Here is a 13,614-nt window from a genome sequence, read left to right on the forward strand (position 1 = left end):
CTTGCCCCACGCCAAAACCTCTTACGTTGAGATTTTGAAGCTCAACGGCAAGGGGCCACCTGTGAACCATCAAACCTTACCCATCATTGAACGCATAAGCGTTTATGAACTCGCCGACGCGGTCGGCTTCGTTTATGTGGAGCGCAACTCGCCCGTGGCAGCCGAGCTGGCCATGGACCTGCTCAGCTATTTGCTGCAAAAGCTCGAAAGCCCCACGCTCACACCCGAGCACTGCGCTGACCGGCTGTTTCTGCTGACGTTTTGTACGCAAGTCGCCGTCAAGGAAGCAGTGGCCAGGTTGCTGGCTGTCCCGGCCAACACCGTAAAACACCCTGACGTCGGCACGCTGCTGCTTAAACTTGCCAATTTGATCTGGGCGGCCAACGCCGGAGACACCCACTATCCCGGCACACGCCCCGAACCGGCATTACGAACACAATTCAAAAACGGGATCATTTCCCGGTTGTCGGCACTGCCCCGCCCCCATCCTGCAACCCTCTCGTTCATTGCCAACATCCTGGACAGGCACTGCACCCGCACGACCCAGAAACTGGCGATCGATTCGCTGACGACGTACAACCCCCTGCCTGGGTTGCTGGCAGCGCAGCCCAGCCTCCTTGATTGCGTACGAGCCGAGCTGGGCGCCGCCTTTCCCGCACTGCCGGCAGGCTTTCCACTGCCCAACCTTAAAAGTGTGGTCTTTACTGACCACGTCAACCCGGCACTCCCCGTTCGAACACTGGCAACGTTGATTGAGCGTTCCCAGGCGAGCCCCACGGATACAGCCACCGGTGCCCATCCCACTCACATCCGGTTCAGGTCATCGGACGCCACAAAGGCCGAGTCAGAGATCGCCGTTAGCCCGCAGCAATACAATCACTTCATGCAGCGACTCAAACAACTGAGTACTGCCTATGTCGAAACCCTGAACACTTACTGGGCTCGTCCCTGCGCTGACAATGACGTCCCCCCCTGCTCAAATGAGGACGCATTCGTTCAGGCGCTGAAGGGGCAACTGGAAACCGAAATCCGGTTGCTGTCCGCAGACGGCTCCCTTTCGCCCGACGGTGCTACCTTGATACGTCAGGTGATTGATCATCCGGTCGCCGCCGACCGCGCAGCGCGGCCTGATTCTGCCCTCGTCAAAGTGGTGCGTCTGGCTATCCAGAACGTCAGTACTCAAGCGCCTCGCCTGCTGTATTCAGTCCTGGCTTTCATACAAGACACACCGGGCACTGTGTCGACAAAGGCCATTGTGTATTCGCTGCACAAGGGCCTTGAGGAATTTGACACCCCACAGGCCCTTAAAGATGAGATGAATCGCCGCTTCAACAACCGCGATGAACTTCGCGCCTGGCTACCCTGTGTGGACGCCCACGATTACGCTGAAACTGCATTCTTCAGCGAAGACAGCCCTAAAAAACTCAGGACACAGACCCTGACCGGCGATGCCTTCAAAGAATGGGCGGCTGACCAACGGCAAAAACACGGCAACGACATTCAATACTTCTTCAAACACGCGACAGTGCTTGGTTTGTTCAGGTCACCGCAAGCGCTGGTTCAAAGGCTGGATGACGCCATACAGCGCAGATCCTACCTGCCGGTACACAACGTGTTGGCAGCTCGAACCGCCAAGCTGCTCGACCGTGTGACACCTGAAGAGATCGCGCGGGCCTTTTACATTCAGCAACATCCGGACCACCCGTTACCTGTCAGCGCCCAGGTGCCAATCATTGATCTGTCGGCGGTATTTACCGCCCCGGCCCGTATAAAGGCATTGACCCGCGATACCGAGTTTCGCGCGCTGAGCCTTGAAGTGTTCGCCTCGCCCACTGCCCAGGCAATCCTGCGCGGGGTGATGAACGAACTGAGTGACTATATTCCTCATGCCCTGACCGTGAGCGGGCAATCCGCATTGACACTGACCCATAAATGCACCCGCCACGATCGTTCGGTGCCGAGCATCAACAGCCGCCATTACAGGATTTTTTTTGCCGCCCAGCAGTCGATTCGTAATGCCCGCTTTTTTTCCCCTGAATACCACTTCTTCACGTCCAGCCTGCTGTTGTCAGACGCCAAAACACTCTCCGCTCACAGCCCTGAAGTCATTGTTCAACCTCACGACATTGACAAGGCACGGCAGGTTTCAACGACGTTGTCGTCAACCGTGCATGGCCTGATCGGTGGTGGCCTTAACGTGCCTGACCTTGCGGCGCTGGCCGGTGCGCTTGAGGTCGATACGCTGTTCCCCGCCCCCTCTATAGCGGGCTCGGGTCTGCAGGGCGCAACCCTTAATCAACGCATGACCGTGCTGGTGGATTCACCCGCGTTTCATCGGCTGGAGACAGCCCTCCTGAGCGCAGCGCCCTGGACAGACATTGAACGAAATAACGCGACTCCCGGCCTGATCAGGGCATTAACGGTCTCGACCCTCACCGACTACCTGTACCCGCCGGCAACTCACTGGCAAGGGCATCTTTGCGGCTTCAACCTGAATGCGCCCAGGCTGGGAAACCTGACGCTTGAGGCCGTGCGCACGCAACTGATGGAGCACCTGCGCAGCACGCTCAAATGCACGTCTCATCAAGAAGTTGATCTCGCGCTGGGCGTGTTGGCACCGCGTTATTGCCCAGAACTGCTCATCTTTGACGCTCCCCATGATTTGCGTTACGCCAACAGCAAACAGGCCATCGACTTCAGGCATGCCGTTGCAATGGCTGAGTTGGCCTTTGCGGGAGCGGCCATTGATATGGGTTACGCGCGGCTTGTGCAACTGCACCAGTCGACCCTTTCCCAAACGCTTACCTCCGAGCAGACAACGGCCATCAGCGTATTGCGCAAAACACCTGTTCTGCACTTCGCCATGTGCAGGGGGGCAATTCCATTTACGCCGATGGCCGACGTGACCTCTGAAGATGTAATGACCGCGTTCCAGTACACGACCGAGCTTGAGGAGGAACATGCCCGGGCCATGACCTCGCTGGTGCAACCACCTCCCGATCGAAAAAAAATGGCGCTGCAGCAAATAGCGCAACACCACCCAAGACACGACCTTGACGTCAGGCGCGCCTTCACCGAGCCACAGATCCATCACTATTTCGTCAACCGGTTTAAATCTCGCGGCCGCAACATGCGCATGTCATTGCTGGAGAAATACATGACGTGTGGCCAAGACAGCGAATTCGATGATCAGGTACTGGGCTTTGATACCCGGGGACTCGCCGGCTGCACGCTCAACCGGGCCTTCAACACGGCCTACGATACTTACCAGGCAGAGCACCGTAAGGCTCTGGTAGTGAAATTAAGGCATGCGATCAATGACTTACCGGCGGAACAACGTGCTCAATTATTAAGCGCCAACCACTTTTTAAGCCTGGAGTTTGATGTCGAGAACAACTGGAACTACACCCCGTGCTATTTCGGTTTGCTGGCCGTCAGTACGCACCCCAGCGGTTCCTATGTGTACGAAGTGTTTTGCCCCTCCGGGACGATCAGGAAAGTAGCGCCTAACGGGGAAGGCATGGCGATGTATGCCTCGTTTGACCCCTCAGGCATTCTCCGGACCGGTCACACGATTGAAGGGCTGCCGCAACTGGACGTGGACGCTTACACCACAGGCATGACAGGTTCAACACGAGGCAGGCCCCGACTGACATTGAGTTTTACGTGGGAGCCTTCTGCAGATATGCCTCAGAACACGCGCATTCAGCGACTCAGCGAGTTAATGGTAGACAAGGTATTCAGTCTGGCCATCACGTCTGCCCGCCCGCTGTATGCCCATGTAACCCCTTACGAAGCCTATAAAAATGAACTTGTCGCCCGCACAGAACTGATTTTCAGAATGATCATTCCGTTCTACTCGCTCTACCGGGACATCGAAAACGACGAGGTGACGGCAGCCACCCTGTTCAGCGCCCTGCTTGAAATATTGGCTTTTGTATTGCCCTTCGGCAAAGCCCTGTTCAGTGGCTACCGAGCGTCCCTGATACTCGGCAAAATCGTGGTCAGAAGTACGTCGTTCGGCGTATCGCGGGCCGCCCTGTTGTCCATGCGGGCCGCCTACGGCTCAAGGGCTTTTGTCATTTCGTTGTCCAAAGGCATTGCCCAGGCCGCCAATCCCTTTGCTTTAGTCGGCTTGTTATTCCAGGGGGGGCTCAAAGGCCTCGGTTACTTGCAACGCACATTGTTGCTACGCGAAAAATTAAAGACCGTGCCTGCACTTGCACACCTCAGAACCCAACTGGACCCCGGACACGCATTGACGATTGCCTACGCGGGGTCTTCCATTCAGCCAACGAGCTTCGGCCCGTTGCAACGCGCAGTGAATCCGTTCAAACCGGACTTTTCCTGGGGCATCAGAAAACTGGATGTGCGCCAACAACAACGGTTTCACCAACCTGACGTTGATCTTTCCACTGCAACGTACAGTGATTACACCTACCACCTTGCCGGTAAGGACTACATAAAAATGCAAGGCAATGTGTTTGCCCTTGCACATACGCCAGGCAGTCGCGTTCCACATATTTACAACGGGGACCAAAAAGGCCCGGCCGTGCGTTTTGACACCCTTGCTCAAGAATGGGAACTGGTTGTGGCCGGTTTAGCGGGCGGCTCTCCGCCACGGGCTCAGCCACTGACCCGGCAGATCAGCCTTCCCATGGATGGCATCATCGAGATAGAAGGCGCGTATATGGTGAGCTACAAGGGGTACGTGTTGCCGGTTGCCTACGATGCCCACCTGCAAGCCTGGCGCCATCTGCGGGATAAGAGCCTCGGGGAGCCGGTCTGGCGCAGTGACATGGGGCAATGGGAAAAAGGATCGGTCGACGCCTTCAATACTCATAAATCGCGAACGCCCACACCGACCCGTCTGAAATCCTTCACGTTCCCGACCTTACCCAAGGTGCCGGAGAATGCCGTGGCGATCCCCAATAACATTCACTACATCTGGATCGGTACCCGCGCGCCCGAGCTGCACTTGATCAGCAATATCGCGACCAACCTGACACGCTCCCCCGGATTCATTTCAACCTTGCACCTGGATGTCAGCGCCTCTCTTTTTGAAACCGTCAAACAGCTGTGCAACGAGCGGGCGCCGGGGCTCATCGTTTCAAAACTTCAGGACGAACCCTTCTATGCCGTCTTCAAAACCAGCCCGAACGCTGAGCAATATGCGCTCATCAAAGAATCCGCCAGTCAGTTGTACGCCTCAGCTTGCGATGTGGTGCGCTTTCCGTTGACCAACTATTACGGCGGTATCTATATGGACCTGGATGACGTAATCAAAGGTTCTTTAAACGCTGCCGAGTTGAAAGCCGCGCCCGACGATCTGCTGTTGGGCAACCTTGTCACATTGGCGGATATTAATTTCCACGGTTACAACAGCAGTCACTTTGCCACGCAACCCAACAACCCTGTGATGACAGCCATCAGTACCGAGATGCACAACCGCTTTATGGCCAACAAGACGTTTTACCTCAAACCCAGGCCCACCCTTGATGAACAGCTTTCATCACAGGCCCTGGAACAGGCGCGCAAGGAGTATCAGGCGTACTTCGAAACGTACTTTCGACTCACCGGTCCCACGCTGCTCAACGATGTGCTGTCAAAAGAGCGACGCGTTTGCTACGAAACGGCTTTTCAGGCGGTGCAAGGAAAAACCGTATTTGAACAATCAAGCGTGGCGGATGCGGTGTATCTCGAGAATCTGAATACCGCTTTTGACCATTACTTCCCGTTTGCCCGCAAATTTGAAATTGATACCGGCAGCGAACACTCGTGGAAAACAGCGGAGCAGACCCTTACAGGTTGAAGCGCCACACGTCATTGCAGGGCGGGGTACTCAGCGGCAAATAAAGGCCTGAAAGAGCGGCGTAACGGCTCAAGCCCGGGCACTGCGCTCGCGTCTGGGGGCCGCCGCGTTTGCATTTCTGTGGGACACATCGCATTTAAGGGCTCCCTGCGCAGGCGATGCAGTGTTAGTTTGGAAACGTTTTGTTGCAAGTCAACGTTCTACTGAACCATCACCTGCCAAGGAATGCCCCTGTAATGGATTTCTCCCTGAAAAAGCTGGCGGCCGCGACCCTCGTCATGGCCAGTTTGTCTTCGTACACCACACTCGCCCACGCTAATCTCACTCCCACGCAAAGCGCGGCGATTCTGAAAAATTTCAGTGACGCCTCCGTCACTGATTTCAGACAGTTCCTCACCCGCCTGGGTGATAGCGATCTGGCCAAGGCGGACAACCTGAACGCCACGATCACCACCTTCCTCGACAACAAACCCCTCAATGCTGAGCAGCAGAATGAAATCCATCGCCTGCTCGGCCTGTACACACGGGTGAAGTACGGTAAGGCCGCGACCGAAACCCTGCGTGAGCTGGTGGCCATCCCGACCGTCACCGTTGAAGGTGTTCCCCAGCACCAGAACCCGGAATTCCTGAAGATTGCCGACAAGATCAAAACACTGGCGCACGCGTTCGACCTGAAATTTCGTAACGTGGATAACCGCGTCTATGAAATTACCCTCGACGGCCAGGGCGACGAGGTCGTCGGCATCCATGCGCACGCCGACGTAGTGCCGGTCACGCCTGAAAACTGGGTGCTCAAGGACGGCACGCGGCTTGATCCCTTCAAGGTCACGCTGATCGGCGACCGCATGTATGGCCGCGGTACAGAAGATGACAAGAACGGCATCGTGGTCACGCTGTATGCAATGAAGGTCATCAAAGAAGAAAAGCTGCCATTGGCACGCAATTTCAAACTGCTGGTCGACACCACTGAAGAAACGTCTGGTGACGCCATTCCGTATTACTTCGATCACAATCCGACGCCTCAGTACAACCTTGCACTGGACGGCGGTTACCCGGTGGTCATTGCAGAGAAAGGCTATGGCACTGTGATGGCAAACTTTGCGCGCCGCGCCGCGCAAGGCAAAGGTGCCGAGGTTGTCTCGCTGACAGGCGGTATGGCCACCAACCAGATCCCCTCGACCTCGGTGGCCACGCTGGTCACCGATCAACCTGAACAGGTGGCCGCTGAGCTGAACAAAGCTGGCGCCGCGTATGCCAAGCGCAACGGTGGCGATTTTGACATCAATGCCAAGGTCGTGGGCAAGGACGTACAACTGACGGTTACCGGGGTATCGGCCCACTCCTCCGAGCCAGAATCCGGCGTCAATCCGGTGGCCCGCATGCTGGACTTTATCAATGGCCTGAACGGCAGCGTCGCGCTGAAATCCAACTTCATCACCGATGCCGCCCGCTATGGGGCTGATAACTGGGGGCTGGATTACACGGGCAAGAAACTCGGCGTCGGGTTTTCCGATGCGTTCATGGGCCCGCTGACCACTTCGCCAACCTATGTCGGGCTGGACGACAAGGGCTTGAAACTGGCGGTTAACTTGCGTGTACCGAAAGGCAAATCGCCTGAGGTGCTGAAGAAAGAAATCGCGGACAAACTCAGCGCCTGGAGCCAGGCCACCCAAACGCCTGTGGTCTTCGATTACACCATTGCCGAACCGATGTACCGCAACCCGGAAGGCGAGTGGGTGCAAGCACTGCTGGCAGTGGCCACTGAGAACCTGGGCATGAAACACACATTTGAATCATCCGCAGGCGCTACGTCGGTGCATGAGCTGCCAAACGGCGTGCAGTTCGGCTTGGCCATGCCCAATGTCAAATACACCGGTCACACGGACAACGAATTCAAAACGGTTGAGCAGTTCATGCTGGACCTGCAAATCGTGACCGAAATGATGGGCCGTATCGGGCAGTTGCAAAAACTGTAAGGGGCAAGCCGAGGCGGCCTCGATTGCCGCCTCGCGCACCGTTTAAGTAACGCGTTGTGCTACCCCATGTTCCCGACCTCAGACGCCTTGTATGGGGTTTGCTGTGCAGAAAACACCGTTTGGCTGATATTGGCCGGCCTGAAAATGCGTGTCAGCAGCATCATCGAAAACACCGCTATCACCAGCACCCACCAGGCACTGGCAAATTCCCCGGTGAGCTGCCGAAGCCAGCCCGTCATCCACGGGGATACGGCATTGATCAAAAAGCCCGCACCTTGGACAAAGCCCCCGAGTTGTCCGGCTTCGCTCGGCTTGCGGCAATGATCGAGCGTCAAAATCAGGCTCAGTGCAAAACACGCCCCTAAGCCGAACCCGATCAAGGCAACCCAAAGATGCGGCGCCCCCAGCGGCCACAACACCAACCCGGCATAGCCCGACAGTTGGGCTGCCAGGCTGATCATCAATAACGGTCGCCGGTCATGGCTGCGGTGCGCCAGCGCGGGCATCACCAAGGCAGCGATAACCTGGAATACGGTCATGAACGCCAGCAGCGAGCCGCTGCGTGTCGCGCTCCAGTCCATTTGCACGTAATACGCGGGCAACCAGGCGACCATGCTCATGTAACCGCAGTTTACGAGTCCGAAGTACAACGCCAACAACCACGCCCGGCGCTTAAGCCACACACGTGCTGGCGCCGAGGCTAGCGGCTGGACGGCATCCGCAAAAGGGAGCCGCCACCACATGACCAAGGCCACCGCTGCCGGGATCAGCCAGATGCCCAAACCGCTCTGCCAATGCTCGAAGTGGCCCGCCACCCGCGGACTGACCAGCGCAGCCAATCCGCCACCGGCCATCAGCGATGCGCTGTACACGCCCAACGCCAGCGAAACGCGGTGCTGGAATTGACGCTTGATCAGTACCGGCACCAGTACTTGAATCAGCGCCACACCCAACCCGCCCAACAAGGCCGTGGCGATCAACACCTCGGCGTGCTGGCCATAGAAACGCCAGCCGCATGCCCCAAGGATCATTGACAGGCCCAACGCCACCCCATGGCGCTCGCCCAAACCAGCGTGCAGACGCGTTCCGAGCAAGGCCACGAGGCCCATGCACACCACCGGCAAGCTAGTCAGCCAGGCGCTGCTTTGAAAGCTCATGCCCGTGGCCGCACGAATCTCCATCAACAACGGGCTGACTGAACTGAGGATCGGGCGCAAATTGAGGCCCAGCACAATCAGCAAAGCCCACTGGGCAACCACCCGCCACGTGGTTTTATCCAGCCGCATGGCGCGCCTGCCAGTCACGATAAATAGCGATCATGGCCGGTTGCGCAACGTGCTCAACCGGCAAGGCCTGCTGACACAGCGGCAACGCCATCTGTTCATAAACGCGCGCAGTGGACAAACCATAGGGCTGCGCCTGTTCGTTGCTCGCGGCATACACCACCCTCGAGACGCCGCACAAATGCATCGCACTTAAACACATGGGGCAAGGCTGGCCACTGGCGTACATCACACACCCCGCAAGGTGTGGGCCCAAGTGTTGGCTGGCAGCGCGTATTGCCAGTAATTCGGCATGCGCGGTGGGGTCCTGACTGATATGGATTGAATTGGTGGCTTCGCTGATCACTTGACCGTCTTTCACCAACACGGCGCCGAACGGCCTGCCGCCTGCGGCTACGTTATGGGAGGCCAACTGCACGGCGCGTTGCAGGTAAAAATCATCGTCACACATGGCGAGTCCTCGAGCTGAGTCAATGCGCGCCAGACGCGCGCAGTAATTGGGCTATAACGCGTTGACCGCGCTGTTGGGCATGTTGTAACGGGGTCACCCCCTGGCGGTCAGGCAGATTCAGGTCGGCGCCAGCATCAATCAACTGACTGACAATGTGCTGATGCGCAGGCCCGCCGTCAGACAGCACAATGGCTTCCAACAAACAGGTCCAACCCAGCCGATTGACATGGTTCAGGTCAACACCCGCCGCAATCAGCAGGCGCACCGTTTCGACATGGCCACGCTCGCACGCCGGGATTAACGCGGTGCCACCATACCGGTTGGAGCTTTTCAGGTCTGCCCCGTGAACCAGCGCGAGTTGCAAGATCTCGTTGTGGCCGCTCGCCCCCGCCAACAGGTAGGGGCTGTCCTGGCTCAGGTTCTTCTGGTTAACGTCGGCCCCGGCGTCCATTAACGCCTTGGCAATCTCGATCCGGTTTGCGCGAGTGGCCAGCAGCAGTGCGCTGCTGCCATCCTCTGTAGGGGCACCAAGGTCAGCACCGGCAGTGATCAGCTGCTGCACCCTGCCCGGCTCGCCTTCCCTCACTGCAGCCAACAGATCGTTCTCATTCGCCATCACGACACCCATCATCAGCATTCCCACGGCCCATGCACCGTATTTACATGGCTGAACACCCATGTTCATGGCCTCTTATCAATTGCAGGGAAAACCAGTATGGTGAGACCGCTTGGCATTCTGAAATTAAATATAAACATGCCCTCCAGTGGCATTGTGAATGGCGGTAGCGATGTTCGATCCGATCCTGTTGCGCAGTTTTGTTGCAGTCGTGGACTGCGCCAATTTCACCCGGGCAGCGCAGCGTTTGCACCTCACCCAATCCACGGTCAGCCAGCAAATTCGCCGCCTTGAAAGCAACCTGGGCTGCACGTTGCTGGACCGCGAACAACGGCACGTGAGGGCGACACCTGAAGGTGAACGGTTGTTGACCTATGCTCGCCGTATCCTGGCGCTGCAAGAAGAAGCGCGCGACGTGCTTCTGGACCTTAAAAGCGAAGGCGTTTTACGCCTGGGGGTACCGGAGGACTTTGCGGCTGAACGCTTGATGCCCATCCTCTCGCGGTTCGGCCGGGAGCATCCTGGCGTACGCCTGGAAGTCACCAGCGGATTAGGCCCCGAGCTGCTGCGTCTTTACCGTGAGGGGGAGTTCGATCTGCTGCTGGTCAAACAGATGGGGCAAGGGGTTGATTGCCTCGCCTGCTGGCCGGAACCCATGTGCTGGGTAGACAGTCGTGCCATGCCCGCGTTGGGGCGTGATCCGTTGCCGCTGGTGGCATTTCCGGTCGGCGGTTTGTACCGCAACGAGATGCTGCACCACCTGGAAGTCGCCGGGTGGCGCTGGCGCATCAACTACTCCAGCGCAAGCCTGGCCAGTGTGTGCGCGGCCGTGGCGGCGGGAGTGGGCGTCAGCCTGCTGCCTGTGCGGGTCATCAGTGACGAACATAAGGTGCTGGAAGCCGACAGTGGCCTGCCTGATATACAAGGCGTATTTCTGGCGCTCTACGGCCAAAATGGCCTCAGCCATGCGGGGAATCTGTTGAAGCGAGCACTGGTGGAACTGTGCGAAACCCTGGCACAGAACGCAGGTTGAACACGTGCAACAGGCAGGCACAGGGAGGTCCCCCAGGAGTTGGTCTACGTGTTGGCTCTGCACCTTGAGTAGCCTTGAACGCCATCCCGCTCCCAGACCTGCCCCCTCTGCCCGTCATAACCGGACTGGCAGATCCCATGGTCAAATCGGCCTGCTGAATATCAAACTGATCCAAGGGTTTACTGACAGCGAGTTAGACGTGGTGTCCCGGTGGCTACACAGGGTTAACGAGCGCTACAAATCATCGTGACACTTACAGCCTTCCCCCCAAACCACACTTAACCGGTGAGTATTTAAACGAATACACAACGGGAATAAGGCAGAGCCTGTAGCAAGGATGACAAATACTATATAAGACAATTCTTACTTAGTAATCAGACAATTATTTACCACTACCCTGATCACCCACTAATTATCTAAAAAGGGATAAAGCTTTTTTATTCAAGCACATCAAGGACCTACACACTACATCGTCGCACGCCTGACACAACAATGCTCGTGACGATAACTTCGACGCCTTATAAGTGTTAAGATCACCCCCACTTCCAGGCACGCATGGGACATGCCCGTGATAAAGAAAACTGTATTGCCTCTGTGTATAGCGCTCATGCTGATGGGTTGCCAGGCACAAACTTCCGTTCTGCCAAAAAGCCAGAAACTGTCAGCGGACAAAGTCGCTGAAATATCCGCAACCATCGAGCGGACTTACCCCAAGCTCTCCACTGAAATTCGCGGTCAACTGTTGAATACCGTGGTGAAGTCTCTGGACAACATGGTGTTTGTCGAAGGGGGTGAGTTTGAGATGGGAGATTTTGGTTGGCCTAATAATTTTGATATCACCAACATGTGTGACTGGCCTTGCGGTATGGACCCCGAGCGCATGGGGCCATTGAGTATGGGGACCGATAATAAATTCGTTCATCCCGTCAAGCTGAGCAGTTACTCCTTCTCCAAGTACCAGACAACCTTGGGCGATTTCGATCTGTTTTTTATCGCACAGGGCAAACCGTTGTTTGATGCAGAAGACCGAAAGCGGGAAGAGTTACAGGAGAAATATTTCTCCCCCAACCTCCCGGCGCCCGTAAAAAGCTGGCAGGAAGCCAAAGACTATTGTGGCTGGATAGGCGAGTTGAGTGGCTATCCTGTGGACCTGCCTACTGAGGCCCAGTGGGAGTTTACCGCTCGTAATCGCGGTCAATACGTCATGTTCGCAACTGACAACGGAAGTTTGGACTATGGGCGCAATTATCCCGAACCGGGCATAGGCCGTACTTTTTCCGTTGATCGCTTTGCTCCTAATCCCTTGGGCATCTATAACCTCACTGGCAATGCCACCGACTGGGTTAATGACTGGTACGACAAAGACTATTATCGCGTTTCTCCGTTTATAAATCCTAGAGGGCCGGAGAAGGGAACACTTAGGGTCCTTAGGGGATCGAACTACCCCGAAGACCCAATTCTCAGTTCAAGTACTGTACGGCGCTGGGCAAAAGAACCTGTCAGAGAATATTACTCGCCAGGCTATAGCTTTCGTTGCGCCATTCAGTCCGATCAACCTCTCTGAGATAAACATAATGAGGCCGTATTTATAGCGCCCTCACGTTGCCTGAAACAGGAACATGCCCGTGATAAAGAAAACTGTATTGCCTCTGTGTATAGCGCTCATGCTGATGGGTTGCCAGGCACAAACTTCTGTTCTACCAAAAAGCCAGAAACTGTCAGCGGACAAAGTCGCTGAAATAGCCGCGACCATCGAGCGGACTTACCCAAAGCTGTCCACTGAAATTCGCGGTCAACTGTTGAATACCGTGGTGAAGTCTCTGGACAACATGGTGTTTGTCGAAGGCGGTGAGTTCCAGATGGGGGATTTTGGTTGGCCACATAATTTTGATATCACCAACATGTGTGACTGGCCTTGCGGTATGGACCCCGAGCGGATGGGCCCCTTGAGCATGGGGACCGATAATAAATTCGTTCACCCCGTCAAGCTGAGCAGTTACTCCTTCTCCAAATACCAAACTACACTGGGCGATTTTGATCTGTTCTTAATTGCGCAAGGCCTACCCTTATTTGATCTTGAAAATCGCGAAAGAGAAGATCTCAAGGAGCTTATTTACGCCCCAAATCTACCTGCACCGCTCCAAAGCTGGCAAGAAGCCAAAGACTACTGCGGCTGGCTGGAGAGGTTAAGTGGCTATCCCGTGGACCTACCAACCGAGGCCCAGTGGGAATATGCCGCCCGAAACAGGGGGCAATACGTAATGTTCGCGACGGATAACGGAAGTCTCGACTATGGACGGAATTTTCCGGTCTCAGGTAAAGGTGAACGCCTCACCTTTGCGGTCGATAGTTTAGTTCCCAACCCTCTAGGGAATCTCCGAACAAGTTTTCAAATGTGCTGAAATACGCCTGACCACCTGATCCGAGCCGCCTATGAGCCAGA

At 56.2% G+C, this 13,614-nt stretch carries 8 protein-coding genes; 5 read left to right on the top strand and 3 right to left on the bottom strand.

Annotation, left to right across the window (positions count from 1 at the left end; genetic code table 11):
• Nucleotides 1–61: 61 nt before the first annotated feature.
• On the top strand, nucleotides 62–5,812 hold the full coding sequence (locus CJF39_RS16470; RefSeq protein WP_141232200.1) for a dermonecrotic toxin domain-containing protein: 5,751 nt from the start codon (nucleotides 62–64) through the stop codon (nucleotides 5,810–5,812).
• Between the two features lie 236 nt (nucleotides 5,813–6,048).
• Nucleotides 6,049–7,788 (top strand): dipeptidase, encoded by a 1,740-nt coding sequence (locus CJF39_RS16475; RefSeq protein WP_094994376.1) that lies wholly within the window; start codon nucleotides 6,049–6,051, stop codon nucleotides 7,786–7,788.
• Nucleotides 7,789–7,847: 59 nt separating this feature from the next.
• Here the strand turns inward: CJF39_RS16475 and CJF39_RS16480 are convergent, their stop codons facing one another.
• Genes CJF39_RS16480 through CJF39_RS16490 form a run of 3 tightly spaced genes read right to left on the bottom strand, consistent with a single transcriptional unit; the run spans nucleotide 7,848 to nucleotide 10,201 of the window.
• Nucleotides 7,848–9,074, bottom strand: coding sequence for a CynX/NimT family MFS transporter (locus CJF39_RS16480; RefSeq protein WP_094994377.1), 1,227 nt, complete (start codon nucleotides 9,072–9,074; stop codon nucleotides 7,848–7,850).
• Nucleotides 9,061–9,522 carry a nucleoside deaminase gene (locus CJF39_RS16485; RefSeq protein ID WP_094994378.1) on the bottom strand — a complete coding sequence of 154 codons (462 nt, stop codon included), beginning with the start codon at nucleotides 9,520–9,522 and terminating at the stop codon, nucleotides 9,061–9,063. Before CJF39_RS16485 ends, CJF39_RS16480 begins: the two co-directional genes overlap by 14 nt.
• Nucleotides 9,523–9,541: 19 nt before the next feature.
• Nucleotides 9,542–10,201, bottom strand: coding sequence for an ankyrin repeat domain-containing protein (locus tag CJF39_RS16490; protein WP_094994384.1), 660 nt, complete (start codon nucleotides 10,199–10,201; stop codon nucleotides 9,542–9,544).
• A gap of 109 nt (nucleotides 10,202–10,310) precedes the next feature.
• Between CJF39_RS16490 and CJF39_RS16495 the strand changes: the two genes are divergently transcribed.
• The 3 genes from CJF39_RS16495 to CJF39_RS16505 all read left to right on the top strand — a co-directional run bounded on the left by CJF39_RS16495 (nucleotide 10,311) and on the right by CJF39_RS16505 (nucleotide 13,573).
• The gene (locus CJF39_RS16495; protein WP_094994379.1) at nucleotides 10,311–11,171 is read left to right on the top strand and encodes a LysR family transcriptional regulator; all 861 of its coding nucleotides are present in this window, start codon (nucleotides 10,311–10,313) and stop codon (nucleotides 11,169–11,171) included.
• Nucleotides 11,172–11,733: 562 nt separating this feature from the next.
• Nucleotides 11,734–12,735, top strand: coding sequence for a formylglycine-generating enzyme family protein (locus CJF39_RS16500; protein ID WP_094994380.1), 1,002 nt, complete (start codon nucleotides 11,734–11,736; stop codon nucleotides 12,733–12,735).
• A 61-nt stretch (nucleotides 12,736–12,796) separates the two neighbouring features.
• Nucleotides 12,797–13,573 (top strand): formylglycine-generating enzyme family protein, encoded by a 777-nt coding sequence (locus CJF39_RS16505; RefSeq protein WP_249275380.1) that lies wholly within the window; start codon nucleotides 12,797–12,799, stop codon nucleotides 13,571–13,573.
• The last annotated feature ends 41 nt before the right edge of the window (nucleotides 13,574–13,614 follow it).

It is taken from the genome of Pseudomonas lundensis, assembly GCF_002269125.1.
In the GTDB taxonomy this organism is placed as follows: Bacteria; Pseudomonadota; Gammaproteobacteria; order Pseudomonadales; family Pseudomonadaceae; genus Aquipseudomonas; species Aquipseudomonas lundensis_A.